A 20077-nucleotide genomic window follows, 5' to 3' on the forward strand; every position below is an offset into this window, starting at 1 on the left:
TTCAATATCTGAGGTAACAATATTTTCCCACGCTACAACCAGGGCTCCCCGGCCGGCAGCAACACGGTGGCGTACGGGCGGGCCGCACGGGTGCGCACCACGAACCGGCAGGCCCTGATGCGCTGTTCGAAGTCGTCGTGATCGATCAACTCCGCGTTCAGACGGTCGCCGAGCACGGCCGCGGCCTCCGGATTCGGCTCGGCGACGTCGCGGCTGCCCCACGCCGCTTCGATGGTGAGTTCGTCGAGGATCAGCTCGAACCTGGGAAATCCATAGCTGATGCCGAGGTCGATGACCGGGCGCCGACGGGTGTCGGCAGACCGGAGTCGCTGACGGCGAAGAGATCGGTACGACGCGGCGCCGCGAGCAATTCGGCGTGAATGAGTCCACCGGTGCGCAAAGTTCTGATTCCTCCTCGAAGAAGGGTCAGACGAGTGACCGGGCCGCAGGGATTGCCGCGAGCGCGGAGGCGATCTGATCCCCGGTGGGGTAGGAGGCGTGGGTGCCCGGTGTCTGGACGGCGAGCGCACCGGCCGCGGTGGCGTAGGCCACGGCGCCGCCGAGCGGCCTACCATCGGCGAGTGCGGCGGCCAGCGCGCCGACGAAGGCATCGCCCGCCCCGGTCGAATCCACCGAATTCACCTGTGGCGCAGCCTGATAACCACCGGCGACAGGCGTGGGCGCATCGCAGCGGCGCGCCCAGACCGCTCCGGCGGCGCCCAGGGTGGCCACGACGGACTCCGCTGCGCGCAGGCACAGCGCGCGGGCCAGATGGAATGCCTGCTCGGGTGTGCGCGCGGTGCTCTCGGTCAGTGCCGACAGCTCGGATTCGTTGACGATCAGCGGGTGGCAGCGGCGCAGCAGTTCGTCCGGCAGCGGCGTCGCCGGCGCGGCATTGAGGACGAATCGGCGAGCCCGCCGTGCCGCCCATTCGACCACATTCGGCGGCACTTCCAACTGTGCGACAACGACTTGCGCCGATCGCAGCAACTCGGCCTCGGGCATGGTGTCGAGTTCGGGTTCGGCTTCCCAGCGGAAGTTGGCACCGGGATCGACCACGATCTGGTTCTCGCCGTCGGCGACGGTGATATAGGCCGTTCCCGTTCGCACGTCCGGCACCTCGCGCAATGCGGTGAGATCGACACCGTATTCGCGCAATGATTTTCGCAGTCCGGGATCGGCATCCCGGCCGATTCGGCCGATGAACTCCACGCGGCCGCCCGCTCGTGCCGCCGCGACGGCCTGATTGGATCCCTTGCCGCCCAGGTTGGTTCGTGAGCGCAGTGCCAACACCGTCTCGCCGGGCCGTGGCAGTTGCTCCACCTCACACACGATGTCCTGGTTGACCGAGCCGAGAACGACGACCGTCACGACTCGGCTCCGGCCATGGTGACCTCCAGACTGCCGGGGGCGGCACCGGTGATGAGTGCGACGAGCCGGTCGCCGTCCACCTCGTCGATCCGATGTGCCGCAACGAATCCGCCGCGCAGCACCACGGCGGTGGTATCCGGTGTATGAATCGTCATGTCCTCGACCTACTTTCGGAAGCGGGCGATTGCGGCGGCCCGCGACAGCACCGTGCCGACCGCGACCGGGCGGTAGTACCGCGAGATGCCGAGTATGGCGAACCCGTTGATCAGCGAGGTGAACAACACCGCACCGCAGACGGCGCCGACCGACGCCGTGCCGCCGGACAGCGACGAACCGCCGAGCACCACCGCGGCGATCGAACTCAGCATACGGGTATCGGGTTACCGTGCCGGTCGATGTGCCCGCCTCGGCCGCGTCCGGGGCAGCCTGGATGACGTCGACGGAGATCACCTCGAGCGAGGTCTACTGGTCGACGGTGAGACCTTTGGCTTCCAGGATCGCGGCCAGGTTCGAGACCTGGATGGGGGTCTCACCGGTTTTGTAGCGTTCGATGTAGGCGGCCTCGGCGGTGTCGCGTGCGCGGGAGGCGGCGATTGCGGATCGGATTTCTTCGCGTCGGATGACGACGACGCCGTCACAGTCGCCCTTGACGATATCGCCGGGGTAGATGATCTGGCCGCCGAAGACCAGCGGCTGGTTGATAGGGCCGAGTGTTTCCTTGACGGTGCCCTCGATGCAGACGTGCTTGGCGAAGACCGGGAATCCGAGTTCGCGGATCTCTCGGGTATCGCGCACACCGCCGTCGGTGACAAGCGCGGAAATGCCGCGGGCCACACAGGCATTGGCGAGGACGTCGCCGAATTGCCCGGCGGGCTGGTCGCCGGATGCCACCACGAGGACGTCGCCGGGCTGGGCGTAACTGATCGCGACCTGCAGCATGATGTTGTCGCGGGGGTGGCAGACGACGGTGAATGCGGATCCGCAGAAGGACATATCGCGGTCGATGGGTTTGATATCCGAATCGAGTGCGCCCAAGCGGCCCTGGGCCTCGTGGATGGTGGCGGCCGAGAACGTGCCGAGTTCGTCGATGAGTGCGCGGTCGGCGCGGTCTATCTTGGTGGTGACGTGGACCATGGATTCTCCGTAAGGGTTGGCTGTGGTCAGCTCAGTGCGGCAACGGCTTTCGCGATTTCGGAGGCGGCGGTGCGCAGCACGTCCGCCGAGGTGGCGAAGGAGATACGCAGGTAGGACGGCGCGCCGTAGCCGGAGCCCTGGATCGTCGCGACCGAGGCGGAGTCGAGCAGATACAAAACGACGTCCTGGTCGTCGCGTAGCACGCGTCCGTCCGGTGTCCGTTTGCCCAGGAGTCCGGCGCATCCGATGAACAGGTAGAACGCCCCCTGCGGCCGCACCGGGGTGAGTCCGTCCACGTCGGAGAGCAGATCGAAGATGAGGTCGCGGCGCGCGCGGTAGCTCGCGATCGACTCCGCGACGAAGGTCTGGTCGCCGGAAATCGCCGCGGCCGCGGCCGCCTGGCTGATCGAGGACGGGCACGACGAACTCTGCGACTGCAGTTTATTGATTGCCGCGATGAGCCGCGGATGCCCGACGGCGTAGCCGATCCGCCAGCCGGTCATCGCATACGCCTTGGACACGCCGTTGACGACGAGGATCTGATCGCGCAGCTGCGGCGCCACCGACAGCAGGCTCGCGGTGCGCTGGTCGGTGAAGACGATCTCGTCGTAGATCTCGTCGCACAGGACGCTCACGTGCGGGTGCCGCTCGAGCACTTCGGCGAGCGCCGCGAGTTCGGCCGCACTGTATACCGCGCCGGTCGGATTGGACGGCCCGTTGAGGATCACCCATTTCGTGGCCGGTGTGATCGCCGCCTCCAATTTCGCGGCGGTGAGCAGGAATCGGTCCGTTTCGGGGCAGTCCACGACAATGGGCGTGCCACCGTGCAGGGCGACCATATCCGGGTAGGACACCCAGTACGGTGACGGCACGATGACCTGGTCACCTTCGTCGATCGTCGCCATCAGCGCCATGAAGATGACCTGCTTGGCGCCGCCGCCGACGGTGATCTCGCTATCGCTCACCGTAATTCCGGTGCGATCGAATATCCGCGCTGCGATGGCTTGCCGCAGTTCCGGAATGCCGTTCACCGCAGTGTATTTGGTGAGCCCGGCGGCAATGGCCGCGATCGCCGCGGATTTCACATGGCCGGGGGTGTCGAAATCCGGTTCGCCGACGGTCAGATCGAGGATCTCCCGCCCCGCCGCGCGTAACTCGCGAACCCGTTGTGCGGCGATGACGCTCGGTGATTCCCGCATCCGCTCGACACGGTCGGCGAGAGCGACAGGGGACATGCTTTCCTCCTGGGAGAGATGGCTTCCGGATGGCGTGGGGTTTCAGAACGCGAGCAGCACTTTGGCGGAGGCCGCGGCATCCTTGGCGACGGCGAAGGCCGACAAGGCATCGCGCACGGCGAACTCGTGGCTGATGACCGGCTCGACCACCAGAGTGCCGTCGGCGAGTGCGTCGAGCACCGCGTCGATCTCGTCGTTGAACCGGAACGATCCCACGACCTCGAGTTCGCGCGTAATGACCAGCGACAGCGGGGCGGGCTGCAATCCGGTGGGCAGCAACCCGAGTAGGACTACCCGGCCACCTCGGGTCGCGCCACGAATGGCGGATTCGAGTCCGAAGCGGTTGCCGGAGCATTCGATCACGATGTCGGCGTCCACCGCGGCGATCGTGTCGGTGTCGTCGGCCGTCACGGTTGTGGTCGCGCCCAGTTCGCGAGCGATGGCCAAGGGATAGTCGTAGATGTCGACGGCCGTGATCGCGGCGGCGCCGGCCCGGCGCAGCGTTGACACCACCAGCGCACCGATCGGACCGCAACCGATCACCAGCGCAGTCTTTCGTTCGACTTGTCCCGCGCGCGAAACCGCGTGCCAGGCAACCGAAGCCGGTTCGGCGAGGGCGGCGGTTCGGAGCGAAAGTCCATCGGGCAACGGTCGCAGCATCCGGGACGGCAGCACCGCGTAGCGGGTGAACACGCCGTGCGTATGGGGGAATTGCGCTGCGCTGCCGAGATATGTGCACCCGGGCGACAGGTTGGGGCGATCGGCGGGGTAGCGGGGACTGTTGCCGCCCGGTGTCGCCGGATGCACGGCCACCCGAGTACCCGCCACCGGGCCGCTGCCGTCCGCGGCCTGGTGGATCACCGTGCCGACCACCTCGTGGCCCAGCAGCATCGGTGCCTTCAGGATCGATTCACCCGCGGCTGCGTGGGTCCAATAGTGCAGGTCGGATCCACAGATGCCGCCGTACGCGATTTCGACGACCGATTCGGATGGTCCCGGTGGTGCAAGGGCAATGGCTTCGACGCGGAGATCACCTGCCGCATGCGCCACCACGCCCAGTGTGTGCGAGGGCAATTCGGTTATCGGCATCGGCGATCTCAATCCTGGCGCCGGACGAATTCGAGCCCACCGGGCACCTGGAAGGTAGGCGTGATCTCGATCAGGCCCAGGTTCACGTGTCGCGGTGCGTCGATGGCGAATTCGATAGTGTCGGCGATGTCCTTGGTCGTAATGGATTCGTAGCCTTCGAAATAGGTCTCCCAGGCCTGTCGCATCGCCTCGGGCGTGCCGCCGAGATTGCGTGCGAAGATTTCGGTCTCCACCCGGCCGGGGCAGATCTCGGTGACCCGGATGCGCTTGCCGATGACGTCATTGCGGAGCTGGCGCGAGATCTGATGGATCGCGGCCTTTGTCGCGTGATAGGCGGTGTGGCCGTAAAAGTTGTACAGACCCGCGATGGAGCTGATATTGACTACCTGGCCGAGGTCGCGCTCTACCATGCCCGGCAGCAGCAGCCGACACAGATGCAGTACGGCACGCAGATTCACATCGACCATGGCATCGACCGATTCGGCACTCGCGTCGAGAATGTTCCCGGTGGCCGATACCCCGGCATTGTTGACCAGGACATCGATGTCGAGGTGCCCGACCGCACCGGTGAGTGCGGCCGTATCGGTGATATCGATGGCCAGGGGGATCATTCCCGTGCGTGCGGCCACTTCGTCGAGCCGCGCGGCATCGCGTGCGAGGCCGTAGACGGTGAGGCCACGCTTGGTGAGCGTCTCGGTAATCGCGGCACCCATGCCGGTATTGGCTCCGGTGACGAGGGCGGTTCGGTAGTCGTCGAAAGGCATGACACTCCTAGTCTCGGGGGCGGCGGTGCCGCTGGTGGTCAGAGCGTGTCGCGCAGCGGCAGGTGGGCACGGTCGGTGATGGTGCTGACCGCCGCGAGCGTGCCGAGCGCGGTGGCGACGGCGTAGACGGCCGGGACGTAAATGCCGAAATGCGGGATGAGCCAGGTCATCAGCAGCGGTGCGGTACCGCCGAACAGCGCCGAGGAGATGTTGTAGCCGAGCCCGTAGGCGGAATACCGCACCCGGGTCGGGAACAACTCGACGATGAGGATATGAATGACCGCGGTGTGCCCGGCGAAGATGACGGCCATGATGCAGGCGCCGAGCACCGCGAGTGCGAAATTGCCGGTCGCGATGAGGGCATAGCAGGGGATCGCACCGATGGCCATCGCGATCGCGGCACCGGCGATCACCCGTTTACGGCCGAGCTTGTCCGACAGCGCGCCCATGAACGGAATCGCGATGCTGATCGCCACCAGGCTGGCGGCGGTGACGATAAGTGCTGTGCCGGTGGAGAATCCGATCTTGTCGCCCTTGAGGAAGGTCGGCATATAGGAGAACAGGACGTAGTAGCCGGAGCCATTCATCAACGGGATGAACAGCGCGAGCAGCATGGCCCTGCGGTGTTCAGGTGTCGCGAATGCTTCTTTCAGCGGGTTGCGCGACAGGCCACCGGATTCCTTGAGCTTGCCGAAATTCGGAGTGTCGCTGATGGCGCGGCGGATGTACCAGCCGATCAGTCCCATCGGGATCGCGATCAGGAAGGGAATCCGCCAGGCCCAGCTGCCGAATCCGCCGCCATGGATGGCATTGGCGTTCAACCACGGCGACATCGTGAAGGCGACGAGGGTGCCGGTCAGCAGTGCGAGGAAGGAGGCGATCTGGGCATAGCTGGTGATCAGTCCGCGCTTGCCCGCCGGCGAATGTTCGGCGAGGAAGGTCATCGCGCCGGCGGCCTCGCCGCCGACCGAGAATCCCTGAGCCAATCGCAAGGCGATCAATAACCCGGGTGCCGCGACACCGATGGCCGCGTAGGTCGGTAGGACGCCGATGCCCGCGGTCGCGACGCTGATCAGCATGATGACGAAGACGAGCATCTTCTGGCGGCCGAACTTGTCGCCGAGGATGCCGCAGATCACCGCGCCCAGCGGACGCACGAAGAACGAAATCGCATAGCCGGCGAAAACCAGCAGCAATGCGTCACTGGACTTGGAGACATCGAAGAATACGATGGCCAGGGCGGTCGCCATGAAGGCGAAGATGCCGTTGTCGTAGAGCTCGACGAAAATGCCGACGCAGCCGGCCAGTACGACCTTGCGGATCGAGCCGGATGGCGCGGCATGCATGTGGTCGGCGGGCACGGACCCGGCCGGGGCCGGAGAGATCGTGTCGGTCATGGGTACTCCAGGTGACTGAGCCGGTGGCGCGGCGGGTGGAAAGTGTTGGTGTGGAGAGGAATTCGGAGGCTGCGGTAGGCGCGCGTCACGCGGGTGCGTAGTCGATCGATCGCGGCCTGCTGTGCGCGGTAACGGCGCACCGCGTCGGGAATACTGATGTGCCGGAACTGGATTCGTTGACCTGGCCGGGCTTGGCCCAGTCGAGACAAGCTGGTTGCGGTGACGACCGCGAGTACCGGATAGCCCGCTGTGACGCCGCGCCCGCGGTGCAGTACGAGCAGTTCGTTTCCGGCGGGCACTTCGACGGCACCGATCGGAACGCCCCGGGACAGGATCTCGGTTCGGCTCCCGCGCTGCGGCACAGCACCGTCGGGGTTGAGCCGGAGTCCGATGTGGTTGCTGTTGTCACCGACGACGAACGAGGTCTCGAACAGCCGGGTCGCGGTGCTGCCGAATTCGGCGATATCGGGTCCATCGGTGACATCGATGGTCCAGCTTCCGATAAATGCTGGTCGCGCGATGTCGAAGGAGAACAGGGGGATTCGGAAGTGCGGGTGGTCGAGCAGTGGCCCGTCGACCTCGACGTCGATATTGGCACCGGCGCTCAGTTGTCGACCGAAGCCGAGGACTGGATCCGGGGCGCAGCTGTCGAGCAGGTAGTTCGCGGAAATCCTGCCGTGTACCGCGAGGTAGACCCGGAGCCCGTCGCGGATGCCGCCGATGGTGAGTTCGGTCCCCGCGGCCCAGATGAATGGTTGCCACTGGACGCGGCCGACACCGTCGACGCGCACATCGGCGGGTGCACCGGTGACGGCGACGAGCAGGTCGGTGCTCGCGACCGCACCGAAATCCAGCGCGACCAGTTCGAGTAGTGGCGCTGTGCGCGCGCTGCCGACCAGCGTGTTGGCGACCTCGGCGCTGTACTGGTCGAGCGCACCGCCGGTCAGCTGTCCGATCCGCGAGGCTCGGCGCCGACCCAGATCCTGGATTGCGGTGATCCCCGGGGTCGTCACGGTGATGGTCTCAGCCATGCAGTACCCCCTCGAACCGAGACCATTCGTGGGCCGCGATGGCATGGAAGCGAAACGTATCGCCGGGCCGGAAGGCCGACAGCGGCTCGGTCGTCGGATCGACGATGGTGCGCGGGGTACGGCCGATGACGGCCCACCCGCCGGGAGCGGGCCGGGCCGAAACGACCGCCTGTCGACCGGCCACCGCCACCGCTCCGGCGGGTACGTGCGGGCGCGGGACGACCCGTCGAGGTATCGGCCGCGCAAAGGCCGGGCCGTCGAGCATCGGCGCGCCACCCGGAGATCCGAAGCAGCGCATGGTCAGTGGTGAGGATGCGTGCACGCGGATCACCTCGGCCGGCGACAGCCCGAGTTGATCGGCCACGTCGTCGAGATCCGGGCCGTACTCGCCGCCGTAGACCACCGGGATATCGAAATGCCGGGCGGGGCGCGATGTCGGTGCCACCGGATCCTTCAGCAGGCATGTGAGCAATCGCCGAATGTCAGCGTGAGTGCTTGCCGCGCAGTCGAATTCGATGAGCACGGCATCGTAGGTCGCGATGCTGCCGGTGATCGCGAGGCGGTCCCCAGCGGTGTCCAGGGCCGCCGCGATCGCGTGCACGGCGCGCCAGCATTCTTCCCGGTCGGATCCGAGTGCGGTGACGCGTATAGCGGAATCACCGCAGTCCGAGACCTGGAAAGCTAGGCCGGACATGGTTCGTGTTCCTTACCGGCACGATCCGCGAGCACCTCGGATAGCGGGGCGATGTGCACGCCTGCCGCGGTGAGCGCGGTCCGGATCGCCCGCGCGTTGCGCACCGAGTCCGCGTTGTCACCGTGTAACAGCAGCGTGTGCGGCCGGACGGAAAGCCGTGTGCCGTCTACGGATTCGATGATTTCCTCGGTCACCATGCGGACCGCGCGCCGGGCGAGCACCTCGGGGTCGTGAATGACCGCACCCGGCTCCGATCGCGGGACCAGGGTGCCGTCGGCGCGATAGGCGCGGTCCACGATGCCGACGATGCCGACGCGAATCCCGAGTGCGCAAGCCTGGTCGGCGAGTTCGCCGTCCTGGGCGAGCACGATGAGGTTCGGATCGAATGACCGGACGGCGTCGACGACCGCGGCGGCATAGTCGGCGCGCGTCGCCACCAGGTTGCCCAGTCGCCCGTGCGGTGCCACATGCGACACCGTGGTGCCGTGCGCGACGGCGAAGGCATGCAGTGCGCCGAGTTGGTACAGGACATCGGTGCGCACCTCGTCGGCCGAGAGGTCCATGGCCCGCCGACCGAAGCCGACCAGATCCGGGAAGCTGGGATGCGCGCCGACACCGATACCGCGGGCAACGCACTGCCGGACCGTCCGGTCCATGGTCCGCGGATCGCCCGCGTGGAAGCCGCAGGCGATATTGGCGGAGGTGAGGACGTCGAGCAGTGCGTCGTCATCGCCCATCGTCCACGCTCCGAAACTCTCGCCGATATCGGCGACGAGATCGATCTTCCATGCCATGGATGCCTCCGCGGGGTGGGAAACTGCGAGCACCGTATGAGTGAACGTGCGGTGTATAAGGACGCTACGCAGGTACGCCCGGGCGCGGGTAATACCGGTTTCGGGTGAGGTGATAACGAACCACTATGGTTTCTGAGCAGCGACGATCCGGTGAGCTCAGCATGTCGGCCGGGAATTCGGTATCGCCGCCTTTCCGCCAGGCAACAATACGGAAACCCTGGCATGAGCGGGTCGGGGCCAGCGGCGGCAAAGCGGCCCACTCACGCCATAGATATCGCGCGCGCCGAAGTGCTGCGAGAAAGGTGGATCGACGACGTGGACACTCGACGTTTGTTCTCGTTCGTACGCATCGTGGACGCCGGCAGCATCACCCGTGCCGCGGATATCCTGCACATCGCGCAGCCGGCACTGAGCCAGCAGATGACCGCTCTGGAGGCCCAGTTCGGTCAGCAATTGCTGATCCGGCACAAACAAGGCGTCGAACCCACCGATGCGGGCCGGGCCCTGTATCGGCACGCGCAGATCATCCTGCGCCAGGTGCAGAGCGCGCAGGCCGAGGTGAGTGTGGTCGGCCGCGAATTGGCAGGCGGTGTTTCGGTCGGGCTGGCGCCCTACAGCACGGTCAACGCGATCGCGCTGCCTTTGCTGACCGCGGTGCGCGAACGATATCCGAGCATTCTGCTGCATATCAACGAGAACTTCGGCGGTGTCCTCAGCGAGGCGATGATGACCGGCCGGATGGATATGGCGCTGCTGTATGACGCCGGACCTATCAGGGGTGTGACCTTCGAGCGCCTGCTCACCGAGGAACTGATGGTCGTCGCACCGACGGGGACCGGGCTACCCGGTACGAACGGTGCCGCGGTCTCGATCGCGCAGCTGACGGGACTGCCGCTGCTGTTGCCCGGTCCGATGCACACGATCCGTAAGGTGGTGGAGCAGGCCTACGATCAGGCGCTGGAACGCGCGCATGTGGTGGGGGAGGTGGAGTCGGTGGCGCTGATGGCGCAGGCCGTGCGAAATGGCTTGGGCGCCACCGTTTTACCATTGTCGGTGGCCCGTCGGATCATGACCGTCGAGAATCTGGAACTGCGCCGTATCGAACCGGCGATCACCGTCCAGGTGTCGTTGGGGACCCCGACCAATCAGGCGCTGTCCAAACCGGCCGAGGCCGTGCGCGAAATACTGCGCTCTGTCGTCGCCAACTACGTCAGGAGCAGCGCGGGGCGCACGGCTCAATAACCCCGTCGGATATCGATGGTCGCGAGCAGCGGCTCTCCGGCGGCGAACCGTTCGACGTTCGCCGCGACGTGATCGGCGAGTACCGCGGTGAGCCCCGTCGCGGGATTGGCGACGTGCGGTGTGATGATGGCGTTGGGCAGCGTCCAGAGCGGATGGCCTGCCGGAAGGGGTTCCGGTTCTGTCACATCCAGGGCAGCGCCGCCGATCGTTGCGTGCTCGAGTGCGCGTACCAGCGCATCGGTATCGATGAGCGTGCCACGCGCCACGTTCACGATCCAGGCGGTCGACTTCATGCTGGCGAGCGCGTCCGCATCCACGAGGCCCGCGGTGTCCGCTGTCGCGGGTGCGGCGAGTACGAAATGATCTGCCCGCGACCAGATTTCACGTGTCCGGTCCGCTGCGACCGTTTCGGCGGCACCGGGCACCGCGGTGCCCGACCGGGTGACCGCCAGTACCCGCGCGCCGAATGCGGTGAGCAAGGGAATCATGGCGCGGCCGATGCCACCACAGCCGACGATGGCCACGGTCGTGCCGTGCAGTGTCCCGACGCGAGGATCGAAATCCGCCTTGCGCCAGGACGTCGCGCGTATCTGCTCGCCGAGAACTCGTACACCCGCGAGCAGCAACATGACGGCGTGCTCGGCGACATTGCGCGCATACGCACCGGCCGCAGAGGTCCAGACGCGACCGTCATCGATGATCCCGGCGCCGATCCAGGGTTCGACACCAGCGTAGGGCAACTGCACCCAGCGCACGGTGTCGGGAAGCCGGTCGGGGAAGGTCGTCGGTCCCTGCGTCCACACCACGGCGTCCGCGTCGGCGAGTGGCACGAGTACGCCGCCGCCTTGCTCGATTCCCCGGGCCAGCGCGGAATCGGAATCGGGACCGAGGTGGATTCGGGGACGGCTGATGTTCGGCACGGTTGCCTTTCGAGCTGGAAATGGATCAGACGACGGCGGTCAAGCCGCCGTCAACATACAGGATCTGGCCATTGACGAAATCCGACGCCGGGGAGGCGAGAAACAGCAGCGCGCCGACCAATTCCTCGGTACGCCCCCACCGCCCGGCCGGTGTGCGCCCGGTGAGCCAGGCACTGAAATCAGCATCGTTTACCAGCGCGGAGGTCAATTCGGTGTCGAAGTAGCCGGGCGCGATCGCATTGACCTGCAGTCCGAGCGGCGCCCAATCCGCACACATGCCGCGGGTGAGCATCTTCAGACCGCCCTTGCTGGCCGCGTACGGCGCGATACCCACCCGACCCAATTCGCTTTGCACCGAACAGATATTGACGATCTTGCCGCGACCGCGTTCGACCATCGCGCGGGCGAATTCGCGGCCCACACAGAAGGCGCTGAAAAGGTTCGTATCGAGGACGCGACGGAAATCGGCGTCGGAGAAGTCGAGCAGCGGGCTGCGGTGCTGCACGCCGGTGTTGTTCACGACGATATCGACCGGGCCGATCTCGGCCTCGACCTGCTGTGCCGCCGCGCTCACCTGCGCGGAGTCCGTCGCATCGAAGACGCAGAGGTGGACTGCGGCCCCGGTCTTGTCCGCGATCTCGTCCCGGCTGCGGGCCAGTGCCGCCGCGTGACGGCCATTGAGCACGACAGTGGCTCCGGCCTCGGCGAGCCCGGTAGCCAGCGCATAACCGATACCGCGGCTAGAGCCGGTCACGAGGGCGATCTTGCCCTCGATATCGAAACTTCGATGCGCACTCACCGCGGCACCGCCCGGCCCCGCACGAAATCGACCACCGACCGAGCGATTTCTTCCGGCGCCGCCCCGATGTCCACTACGAGCCCGAACTCGTCCGGCTCGAGGGGCTCGAGCACTGTGAGTTGGGAATCGAGCAGGTCGGGCCGCATGAAATGCCCGCGTCGTGCCGTCAGACGCGCCCGAATCGTGGCGGGCGCGCCGTCGAGATGCACGAATGCGACCGGCGCCGAGACATTTCGAAGCACATCCCGATACCGTCGCCGCAGCGCCGAACACGCCACGACACCGCCACCCCGCATCCGCATCCAGTCACGTATGGCCTCGAGCCACGGTGCCCGGTCCGCGTCCGTCAGCGCAATGCCCGCCGCCATCTTCGCGATATTCGACGGGGGATGCAGATCATCGGCATCCAGGAAATCGGTGCCCGTCATCTCGGCAACCTGCCGCGCGATCGTCGACTTGCCGCAGCCCGTCACGCCCATCACCACGATGTGGGGTCGCCGATCGCCGCCCATGAATAATCCTGTCCGCCGGTGTCCAGATACGTAGATCGACCATGCCCGAACTTCCGGCACGAGGGCAATGATCAGGCGATACGGGTTCTGGAGGACGTCATAACGAAAAGTGAGGGCTGAAGAACGTCGGCTCGGCGCGTGGCGTGGGATCGGCGAGTACGGTCTTCATCATGAGCAAGGCGGTGGTCGAGCTGTCTCATCCGATCTCCGACGGCATGCTCACCTCTGCGGATCTGCCTGGTCCGCAGGTCACCACGCATGTCGCGCGTGAGGGGTCGGCGCTGATCGATATGACCTACGAGATCGCGCGTGTGAATACCGTCGGCAACACCGGCACTTATATCAACGCGCCGTTCCAGTACCACGCCGATGGCGCCGATATCGCCGAATTGCCGTTGGAACGGCTGTTCAACGTGCCGATCGTCATGATTCCCGCGGCGGGTATCCGCGCGGTGGGACCGGATGTGCTCGGCGACCCGGCGCGGTTATGGGGTAAGGCGGTACTCGTGCACACCGGATGGTCGGCGTGGTGGGGTTCGGCCGCCTACCGTGGTCCCGGGCATCCGTTCCTGGTCGGTGAGGTCGCGGATGCGCTGGTCGCCGCCAATGTGGCGCTGGTCGGCATCGACTCGCTCGATATCGACGACACGTCGGTACCGACGCGGCCGTGCCACCACACGCTGCTCGGTGCCGGAATCCCGATCATCGAGCAGATGACGAACCTCGAGGCGGTCCCCGACACCGGCGCCAGGCTGGTCGCACTGCCCGCACCGGTGCGGGGGATGGGCTCGTTTCCGCTACGCGCCCTCGCCTGGACCGCTGCCTCAGTATTTGGGTGAGGTCGGCGGCCGGTAGGTCGGATCGAGCAGGCGCATGCCCGCGATGTCATCGCGATTGTGCCACTGCGGCAAGGCTTTCCAACGCTCATGCAGGCGCGCCAGTGCGTCGGTATCGAGTTGGATGCCGAGGCCGGGTGCGTCGGGGACGGTGACGGCGCCCGCTTCGAAAACGATGGGTTCGGTGATTACATCCTCGGGCTGCCACGGGTAGTGGGTGTCGCAGGCGTAGGTCAATTCGGGCACGGTGGCGGCGACGTGGGTCATTGCCGCCAGGCTGATTCCGAGGTGGGTGTTGGAATGCATGCTGACGCCTTTACCGTAGGTATGGCAGACGGCGGCGAGGTCACGGGTGGCGAAGAGTCCGCCCCAGAAGTGATGGTCGGACAGCACGATCTGGACGGCATCGATATCGAAGGCGGGCCGCACCTCCTCGATCGAGGTGACGATCATATTGGTGGCCAACGGCATTCCGGTGCGGCGATGCACCTGCGCCATATCCGCGCGGCGGGCGGTCGGGTCTTCGAGATATTCGACAACGCCGGAAAGTTGTTCGGCGACCGTTATCGCGCTGCTCAGCGACCAGCCGCCATTGGGATCCAGCCGTAGCGGATGATCCGGAAATGCCTTGGCCAGTGCCTCGATCGCGGCGACTTCCTCCTCGGGCGGGTATACGCCGCCCTTGAGCTTGAACGAGCGGAATCCGCCGTGGGCGGCGAACTTTTCGGCCAGACGGACGACGCCGTCGGGATCGATGACCTCACCCCAATCGTCGGACGGCGCGTCGGGGACCGGATGTTCGGCCCATTTGTAGAACAGGTAGCCGGAGTAGTCGACCCGGTCGCGGACCTTACCGCCCAGCAAGGCGTGCACCGGTAGTCCGAGTTCGCGACCGTGGGCGTCGAGTGCGGCGGATTCGAAGGCCGATATCACGCTGAGGCGGACCTTGTCGGTGGTGAGGGTGCCGCGCAGTCCACCCGCGATAGGGTTGTCGATCAGCACCTGCCCGGTGTTGTTCGCGCCGAGTAGCCGGATGGCGTTGACAGCGGCGACCGGCATACCGATCAGTTGCGCAGCGAGGTCGGTGGCACGATCGAGGTACACCTGGTCGCCATAGGTTTCGCCGAGACCGCGAGTGCCACTGTCGGTTTCGATTTCGACGATCAGCCGCGGCGTATACGGCTGGTGCACGCCACCGACATTGAGCAGGGGAGCATCGGCGATGAGGATCGGGGTCAGTCGAACATCGGTGATCACGGGGGACATCTCAGTCTCGCTTTCCGTCGACGCGGCGCGGCAGCCGCCACGGGTTGGCTTCGCGCAGGGCGGGTGGGAGCAGTTCATCCGGGAAGCCCTGCCAGGCGATCGGGCGCAGGAAGCGGGCGATCGCGGCGGTGCCCACCGAGGTGGTGGTCGGTGCGGTGGTGGCCGGATAGGGGCCGCCGTGCTGTTGGGCCCAGCTGACGGTGACCCCGGTGGGCCAGTCGTTCCACAGCAGTCGGCCCGCGAGTGCGGTGAGGGCGGGCAGGAGGGGGCGGACATCGTCGATCTCGGAGTTCTCCGCCACGATCGTCGCGGTGAGGCCGGGTTCGAGTTGCCGCAGAACCTGTACCAGCTCATGGGGATTCGCGTATTCGACGACCAGCGCCGCCGGGCCGAAGCATTCTGCCTGCAGGGCCGCGCCGGCCGACAGGAAATCCGTGGCGCGCACGCTCAGCAAGCTCGGTGCGAACTGATCGGTGTCGATGGACGGCGCCGAAAGTGCGGTGACGGTGGGATTTTCGCGCAATGTGGTGACGCGCGATCGGAAGCCGTTGACGATGTGTTCGTTGAGCAGCGGCTGTTGTGGCGCGGACGCGACCGCGGCGGTCAACGCGTCGGTGAGCCCATGACCCGAAGGCATCAGCAGTATGCCGGGCTTGGTGCAGAACTGTCCGGCACCGAGGGTGAACGATCCGACGAAACCGTCGACGACCTGCTGTGCACGGTTGCGGATCGCGCCGGGCAGGACCACCACCGGATTGACGCTGCCGAGTTCGCCGTAGAACGGGATCGGGCGCGGTCGCGACGATGCGATATCGAACAGCGCCCGCCCGCCCGCCAAGGAACCGGTGAACGATGCGGCCGCGATATCCGGATGGCGCAAGGCGGTGGTGCCCGCCGCTACGCCGTGAATGACCGCGAAGGTCCCGGTCGGTGCACCGGCTGCCGTCAGCGCTTCCCGCACGATCGCGCCGGTCCGTTCGGACAGCCGTGGGTGACCCGGATGTGCCTTGAGGACGACAGGACAGCCCGCCGCCAATGCCGAGGCGGTATCGCCGCCCGCGACGCTGAAGGCGAACGGAAAATTGCTCGCGGCGAAAACGAGTGTGGGACCGATCGGTACGAGGCTGCGCCGGATATCGGGGCGCGGTCCCATCGGCCAGCTCGGATCGGCGTGATCCACAGTGGCGGCGAGGAATTCGCCATCGGCGAGCACCTCGGCGAACAGCCGCAGTTGGAAGGTGGTGCGGGTCAATTCACCACGCAGGCGCGGTGTTTCGGGCAGATGGGTCTCGGCCGCGGCGAGCGGTACGAGTTCATCGGCCGCCGCATCGAGGGCGTCGGCGATATCGGTGAGCCACTGTGCGCGTTCGGTAGGTGTGGTGGCGGCGATGGGGCCCGCGGCGTCGGACGCCGCGGCGACGATTCGCTCTACTTCGACGAGGTCGGTGTCCAGGAAGACCTCGTCGGCGGACGGCTGGGACATATCGTTCCTTTCAGGGCGCGGGCGGCAGCGAATCGAGCAGTTCGATGACTCGGTGCAGCGCCGGATTGGCGCAGTCGCGCCGCCAGATCGCGTGCAGGACAACAGGATCCTCGACGCCGATGAGCGGCCGGAACCGCACGCCGTCGGGATGCAGATGGGTGGCGGTTTCCGGTACCAGGGCCAGGCCGCGTCCGGCGGCCACCAGCGCGAGCATGGTGTGCACCTGGGTGAGTTCGTGGGTGGCGGTGTAGGGCACGGCAGCGAGGATGCCGGAGACCAGATCAGCGAAATAGCGGGCCGGTCCCGGCGCGTACACCAGCAGCGTTTCGCCGCCCAGTTCCTCGATCGCGATCGGATCGTCCCCGGCCAGCTTGTGCTGTTGCGGTACGGCCAGGATCAAGTCCTCGGAGTGCACCAGCCGTGAATCGAATTCGGTGCGGTCGAACGGCGGGCGGGCCAGCGCCAGATCGAGGCTGCCACTGCGCAGGTTCTCGAACTGGTCGGAACTCACCATCTCGCGCAGTACGATCTCGACGCGGTCGAGTCCGCCCTCGACGTGATTCAAGAACCGGCCGAGAAAGCCGAAGCCCGACGCCGCGGTGAATCCGATCCGCACCGTCCCCGCGCCGCCTGCGGCGACCAGGCGCGCGGTGCCAGGCGCCGCACCGGCCAGGGCAAGCAGGCGGCGCGCCTCGGTCAGGAAGACCTCTCCGGCCGCAGTCAGCTGGACCTGGCGCTGGGTGCGGTCGAACAGGTCCACGCCGATATCGCGCTCGAGCTTCTGGATCTGGCGGCTCAGCGGGGGCTGCGTCATGCGCAGGCGTTCGGCGGCCCGCCGGAAATTGCCCTCCTCAGCCACCGTGACGAAGCCGCGGACCTGCTCCAGCGACAGCATCGACATCGTTCTCCTCCTGCGTTGGGGCGTGCACTCCGCCTCGCCCGCAGATTGCGCTCTCCGCAGGCTATGACTCGGTACTGATACTCGTCCAACGCTAATTCGGCATCAACCGATACCTCGAAGGTATTCATCGGAGAGCGATGATCTCGACCCAGTTGGGGTCGCGGCCGACGTCGAGCCGCTGTCGCGGGGTGAGCGAGCCGGTCGCGGGATCGATGGCGTAGCTCATGACGCGATCGGACCGCTGCCCCGCGGCCACCAGCAACCGCCCGCTCGGATCGATGGCGAATCCGCGCGGCTGGGTCTCGGTAGGTGTGGATCCGAGCGGATCGAGCAGCCCGGCCATCGGATCGATGCGAAATCCGGTGATCGTGCTCGAAGTCCGTTCGGCGACATACAGATAGCGGCCATCGGGTGTGGCGCGCAGCTCCGAAGTCCAGGGGACCCAATTGGACTGCGGCGCCAGGACCGATGCAGAGGCAATAAGAGTCAGTGTGCCCGTGGCGGATTCGAAGCGGTAACTGTTCACCGTGCCGTCCAACTCATTCGTCCCGAAGGCGAACGAGCCGGACGGATGGAATACGAGATGCCGCGGACCGGCGCCGGGTGCGGTCTCGACCAGCGGCGGCTCATTCGGCGTGAACCGCCCGGTTCCGGCATCGAAGCGGTACTGCAGAATCGCATCACCGCCGAGCGAAGCCGCGAACAGATAGCGGTTCGACGGATCGGTGAGTATCGAATGAGCATGTGGCGGAGTCGATTCCAGTGCGATCGGCGCTCCGACGCCATCGGCCGCGATCGGATGGGCGGCGATTTTGTGGCCCGAATACGACGCGCTGAGCAGGTAGCGCCCGCTTCGATCCGTCGCGAGATAGGCCATATTGTCCGGCAATGGTGCGGTCGACAGTGGTGTCAACCGCCCCGTCGCCGGATCTATTGCGAACACCGCCACCGCGAAGGGCGCCGAGCGCAGTGATGCGTAGAGGTACCGGTGGTCCGGACTCATCGCCAAGGGCATTACCGCCCCGTCCACCGGCCGCGACTCGACGAGCGTCAATGCACCGTCGTCGTCGAGTCGCAGCACCGAGATGTCGCGACTGTCGGCATTCGAAACATAGACCGCGCAGGCCACGCTCATGCGGACGTACCGCTGACCCGGGCCCGCAACTCCAACTCGATCTGCTCCAGACTGCGTCCATTGGTCTCCGGTACGAACCGCTGCACCAGCAGGAACATCACCACACTGACTCCGGCGAAGATCCATGCCGAATAACCGAGTCCGAGATGATCATTCATCACCGGGAACAGGAAGGTGATGGCGAAGGTCGAACTCCACAGCACGACACTGCCGACGCCCATGCCGACACCGCGCACCCGCTGCGGGAAGATTTCCGCCATCATCACCCACACCACCGCGCCCCAGCCCAATTCGTAACCCGCGAGGTAGACATTGAGCAGAATCAGGGTCGTCAGGCCGGTAATAGCGTGATTGTGCACGCCGAGCACAATGGCACCGAGCAGGAACAGCGACGAGGCCATACAAACATTGCCGAGCAGCAGCAAAGGCTTTCGGCCCCAACGGTCCACGACGAAGATCACCCAGGCCGTGAATGCCACCTTGATCGCACCGAGCACAATGGACGCCAACAGTGAGGTCGAATTTTCGAATCCGAGATCCTTGAACATGGTCGGCGCGTATACATTCACCGCATTGACACCCGAGAACTGTTGTCCGACAGCCAGAATAAGCGCCACCACCAACGCGGGCCGCGCCCACGGCGCCAAAAGATCGCGCAGCCGCCCCTTCTGCTGTTCATCGGATCGAATAACCGAGCGAATGCTGCTGATCTCGGCTTCGATCTCATCGGCGCGGTGGGTACCGGCAAGCACGGCCCGCGCCTGCTCCTCGCGCCCGGCATGAACCAGCCAGCGCGGCGTCTCCGGCAGCGTCGACATGCCCGCCAATAGCACCACCGCGGGAATCGCCGCGACCGCGAACATCATGCGCCAGTTCCCGCTGCCGGACAGCGCCCAGTCGACGATGTAGGCGATCAGGATGCCCGACACGATCATCAGCTGGTTCAATGTCGACAGGGCACCGCGTGCCCTGGTCGGGGCGAGTTCGGACAGGTATGTGGGTACGGTCGCCGACGAACATCCCACTGCGATACCGGTAATGAAACGGGCGATCACCAGCACCGCCACATCGGGTGCGAGCGCACAGCCCAGTGCGCCGACCGCGAAGACCGCGGCCGCCACCATGATGGTTCGTCGCCGACCCAGCCGATCGGTGATCCGTCCGGCGATGGCCGCGCCGATCACCGCGCCGGCGGCCAGGCAGCCGCCGATCACACCTTGCGTCACCGAGGACAGCTGCCAGGACTTCTTGATGAACAACAGCACACCGGAGATGACCCCGAGGTCGTAGCCGAAGAGAATGCCGCCGAGCGCGCCGAAGAAATAGAGAAATTTGACATTGGACGCGAGTGCCGATTTCGGTGCGGTCGTCATATTTTTTAATTGCATTGTGCTGCACTTCTTTCGCGCTGGAGCAAATTTTCATCAGCGTCACATGCCGATGGTGTGAATTTCGGAGAAAGGCGATGCCGTCT

The 20077-nt window shown here is 66.0% G+C and carries 22 protein-coding genes; 2 read left to right on the forward strand and 20 right to left on the reverse strand.

Going from position 1 to position 20077, the window contains the following annotated elements:
• Positions 1–32 precede the first annotated feature (32 nt).
• The 12 genes from ACW2Q0_RS05085 to ACW2Q0_RS05140 all read right to left on the reverse strand — a co-directional run bounded on the left by ACW2Q0_RS05085 (position 33) and on the right by ACW2Q0_RS05140 (position 9509).
• Positions 33–530: an RbsD/FucU domain-containing protein gene (locus tag ACW2Q0_RS05085; protein WP_457186645.1), complete on the reverse strand. Its 498-nt coding sequence runs from the start codon at positions 528–530 to the stop codon at positions 33–35.
• Positions 427–1371 (reverse strand): ribokinase, encoded by a 945-nt coding sequence (locus ACW2Q0_RS05090; RefSeq protein WP_457186647.1) that lies wholly within the window; start codon positions 1369–1371, stop codon positions 427–429. The genes ACW2Q0_RS05085 and ACW2Q0_RS05090 overlap by 104 nt, the downstream gene beginning before the upstream one ends.
• On the reverse strand, positions 1368–1526 hold the full coding sequence (locus ACW2Q0_RS05095) for a hypothetical protein (RefSeq protein ID WP_457186649.1): 159 nt from the start codon (positions 1524–1526) through the stop codon (positions 1368–1370). Before ACW2Q0_RS05095 ends, ACW2Q0_RS05090 begins: the two co-directional genes overlap by 4 nt.
• Before the next feature lie 9 nt (positions 1527–1535).
• Positions 1536–1739: a hypothetical protein gene (locus tag ACW2Q0_RS05100; RefSeq protein ID WP_457186651.1), complete on the reverse strand. Its 204-nt coding sequence runs from the start codon at positions 1737–1739 to the stop codon at positions 1536–1538.
• Between the two features lie 94 nt (positions 1740–1833).
• Positions 1834–2505: a 4-carboxy-4-hydroxy-2-oxoadipate aldolase/oxaloacetate decarboxylase gene (locus ACW2Q0_RS05105; RefSeq protein WP_457186653.1), complete on the reverse strand. Its 672-nt coding sequence runs from the start codon at positions 2503–2505 to the stop codon at positions 1834–1836.
• A gap of 26 nt (positions 2506–2531) precedes the next feature.
• Positions 2532–3740: an aspartate transaminase gene (locus ACW2Q0_RS05110; RefSeq protein WP_457186655.1), complete on the reverse strand. Its 1209-nt coding sequence runs from the start codon at positions 3738–3740 to the stop codon at positions 2532–2534.
• A 42-nt stretch (positions 3741–3782) separates the two neighbouring features.
• Positions 3783–4829, reverse strand: coding sequence for a zinc-binding dehydrogenase (locus ACW2Q0_RS05115; protein WP_457186657.1), 1047 nt, complete (start codon positions 4827–4829; stop codon positions 3783–3785).
• Positions 4830–4837: 8 nt separating this feature from the next.
• Positions 4838–5593 carry an SDR family oxidoreductase gene (locus ACW2Q0_RS05120; protein ID WP_457186659.1) on the reverse strand — a complete coding sequence of 252 codons (756 nt, stop codon included), beginning with the start codon at positions 5591–5593 and terminating at the stop codon, positions 4838–4840.
• Between the two features lie 38 nt (positions 5594–5631).
• The gene (locus tag ACW2Q0_RS05125) at positions 5632–6990 is read right to left on the reverse strand and encodes an MFS transporter (RefSeq protein WP_457186661.1); all 1359 of its coding nucleotides are present in this window, start codon (positions 6988–6990) and stop codon (positions 5632–5634) included.
• The gene (locus ACW2Q0_RS05130) at positions 6987–8021 is read right to left on the reverse strand and encodes a 5-oxoprolinase subunit C family protein (protein WP_457186663.1); all 1035 of its coding nucleotides are present in this window, start codon (positions 8019–8021) and stop codon (positions 6987–6989) included. The genes ACW2Q0_RS05125 and ACW2Q0_RS05130 overlap by 4 nt, the downstream gene beginning before the upstream one ends.
• Positions 8014–8715, reverse strand: coding sequence for a 5-oxoprolinase subunit B family protein (locus ACW2Q0_RS05135; protein WP_457186665.1), 702 nt, complete (start codon positions 8713–8715; stop codon positions 8014–8016). The genes ACW2Q0_RS05130 and ACW2Q0_RS05135 overlap by 8 nt, the downstream gene beginning before the upstream one ends.
• Entirely contained in the window at positions 8703–9509 is an 807-nt protein-coding gene (locus ACW2Q0_RS05140) for a LamB/YcsF family protein (RefSeq protein WP_457186667.1), read from the reverse strand. Before ACW2Q0_RS05140 ends, ACW2Q0_RS05135 begins: the two co-directional genes overlap by 13 nt.
• Positions 9510–9839: 330 nt before the next feature.
• Here ACW2Q0_RS05140 and nac point away from each other — a divergent pair, with 330 nt between their 5' ends.
• Entirely contained in the window at positions 9840–10751 is a 912-nt protein-coding gene (gene nac / locus ACW2Q0_RS05145; protein WP_457186944.1) for a nitrogen assimilation transcriptional regulator NAC, read from the forward strand.
• Here the strand turns inward: nac and ACW2Q0_RS05150 are convergent.
• From ACW2Q0_RS05150 to ACW2Q0_RS05160, 3 genes are read right to left on the reverse strand one after another with little or no spacing between them, the layout of a single operon-like run.
• A complete protein-coding gene (locus ACW2Q0_RS05150; protein ID WP_457186669.1) occupies positions 10745–11671 on the reverse strand; it encodes a D-isomer specific 2-hydroxyacid dehydrogenase family protein in 927 nt (308 codons plus the stop codon). The two genes, nac and ACW2Q0_RS05150, sit on opposite strands and share 7 nt — an antisense overlap.
• Before the next feature lie 25 nt (positions 11672–11696).
• Positions 11697–12470 (reverse strand): SDR family oxidoreductase, encoded by a 774-nt coding sequence (locus ACW2Q0_RS05155; RefSeq protein WP_457186671.1) that lies wholly within the window; start codon positions 12468–12470, stop codon positions 11697–11699.
• Complete coding sequence (locus tag ACW2Q0_RS05160) at positions 12467–12982, reverse strand: gluconokinase (protein WP_457186673.1); 516 nt, start codon at positions 12980–12982, stop codon at positions 12467–12469. The genes ACW2Q0_RS05155 and ACW2Q0_RS05160 overlap by 4 nt, the downstream gene beginning before the upstream one ends.
• A 170-nt stretch (positions 12983–13152) precedes the next feature.
• Here ACW2Q0_RS05160 and ACW2Q0_RS05165 point away from each other — a divergent pair, with 170 nt between their 5' ends.
• Positions 13153–13821: a cyclase family protein gene (locus ACW2Q0_RS05165; protein ID WP_457186675.1), complete on the forward strand. Its 669-nt coding sequence runs from the start codon at positions 13153–13155 to the stop codon at positions 13819–13821.
• Here ACW2Q0_RS05165 and ACW2Q0_RS05170 read toward each other — a convergent pair.
• The 5 genes from ACW2Q0_RS05170 to ACW2Q0_RS05190 all read right to left on the reverse strand — a co-directional run bounded on the left by ACW2Q0_RS05170 (position 13807) and on the right by ACW2Q0_RS05190 (position 19976).
• Positions 13807–15084, reverse strand: coding sequence for a glucarate dehydratase family protein (locus tag ACW2Q0_RS05170; RefSeq protein WP_457186677.1), 1278 nt, complete (start codon positions 15082–15084; stop codon positions 13807–13809). The genes ACW2Q0_RS05165 and ACW2Q0_RS05170 overlap by 15 nt on opposite strands.
• Position 15085: 1 nt before the next feature.
• A complete protein-coding gene (locus ACW2Q0_RS05175; protein WP_457186679.1) occupies positions 15086–16567 on the reverse strand; it encodes an aldehyde dehydrogenase (NADP(+)) in 1482 nt (493 codons plus the stop codon).
• A gap of 10 nt (positions 16568–16577) precedes the next feature.
• Positions 16578–17468, reverse strand: coding sequence for a LysR family transcriptional regulator (locus ACW2Q0_RS05180; RefSeq protein ID WP_457186681.1), 891 nt, complete (start codon positions 17466–17468; stop codon positions 16578–16580).
• A gap of 124 nt (positions 17469–17592) precedes the next feature.
• On the reverse strand, positions 17593–18603 hold the full coding sequence (locus ACW2Q0_RS05185) for a lactonase family protein (RefSeq protein ID WP_457186683.1): 1011 nt from the start codon (positions 18601–18603) through the stop codon (positions 17593–17595).
• A complete protein-coding gene (locus tag ACW2Q0_RS05190; RefSeq protein WP_457186685.1) occupies positions 18600–19976 on the reverse strand; it encodes a sugar porter family MFS transporter in 1377 nt (458 codons plus the stop codon). Before ACW2Q0_RS05190 ends, ACW2Q0_RS05185 begins: the two co-directional genes overlap by 4 nt.
• Between the last annotated feature and the right edge of the window lie 101 nt (positions 19977–20077).

It is taken from the genome of Nocardia citri (assembly GCF_054065835.1).

Excerpts from the sequence above, each read along its gene's own strand:
- ACW2Q0_RS05095 (WP_457186649.1), bottom strand. The coding sequence starts at position 1,526 with ATGACGATTCATACACCGGATACCACCGCCGTGGTGCTGCGCGGCGGA.
- ACW2Q0_RS05100 (WP_457186651.1), bottom strand. The coding sequence starts at position 1,739 with ATGCTGAGTTCGATCGCCGCGGTGGTGCTCGGCGGTTCGTCGCTGTCC.
- ACW2Q0_RS05105 (WP_457186653.1), bottom strand. The coding sequence starts at position 2,505 with ATGGTCCACGTCACCACCAAGATAGACCGCGCCGACCGCGCACTCATC.
- ACW2Q0_RS05110 (WP_457186655.1), bottom strand. The coding sequence starts at position 3,740 with ATGTCCCCTGTCGCTCTCGCCGACCGTGTCGAGCGGATGCGGGAATCA.
- ACW2Q0_RS05115 (WP_457186657.1), bottom strand. The coding sequence starts at position 4,829 with ATGCCGATAACCGAATTGCCCTCGCACACACTGGGCGTGGTGGCGCAT.
- ACW2Q0_RS05120 (WP_457186659.1), bottom strand. The coding sequence starts at position 5,593 with ATGCCTTTCGACGACTACCGAACCGCCCTCGTCACCGGAGCCAATACC.
- ACW2Q0_RS05125 (WP_457186661.1), bottom strand. The coding sequence starts at position 6,990 with ATGACCGACACGATCTCTCCGGCCCCGGCCGGGTCCGTGCCCGCCGAC.
- ACW2Q0_RS05130 (WP_457186663.1), bottom strand. The coding sequence starts at position 8,021 with ATGGCTGAGACCATCACCGTGACGACCCCGGGGATCACCGCAATCCAG.
- ACW2Q0_RS05135 (WP_457186665.1), bottom strand. The coding sequence starts at position 8,715 with ATGTCCGGCCTAGCTTTCCAGGTCTCGGACTGCGGTGATTCCGCTATA.
- ACW2Q0_RS05140 (WP_457186667.1), bottom strand. The coding sequence starts at position 9,509 with ATGGCATGGAAGATCGATCTCGTCGCCGATATCGGCGAGAGTTTCGGA.
- ACW2Q0_RS05160 (WP_457186673.1), bottom strand. The coding sequence starts at position 12,982 with ATGGGCGGCGATCGGCGACCCCACATCGTGGTGATGGGCGTGACGGGC.
- ACW2Q0_RS05165 (WP_457186675.1), top strand. The coding sequence starts at position 13,153 with ATGAGCAAGGCGGTGGTCGAGCTGTCTCATCCGATCTCCGACGGCATG.
- ACW2Q0_RS05170 (WP_457186677.1), bottom strand. The coding sequence starts at position 15,084 with ATGTCCCCCGTGATCACCGATGTTCGACTGACCCCGATCCTCATCGCC.
- ACW2Q0_RS05175 (WP_457186679.1), bottom strand. The coding sequence starts at position 16,567 with ATGTCCCAGCCGTCCGCCGACGAGGTCTTCCTGGACACCGACCTCGTC.
- ACW2Q0_RS05180 (WP_457186681.1), bottom strand. The coding sequence starts at position 17,468 with ATGTCGATGCTGTCGCTGGAGCAGGTCCGCGGCTTCGTCACGGTGGCT.
- ACW2Q0_RS05185 (WP_457186683.1), bottom strand. The coding sequence starts at position 18,603 with ATGAGCGTGGCCTGCGCGGTCTATGTTTCGAATGCCGACAGTCGCGAC.
- ACW2Q0_RS05190 (WP_457186685.1), bottom strand. The coding sequence starts at position 19,976 with ATGACGACCGCACCGAAATCGGCACTCGCGTCCAATGTCAAATTTCTC.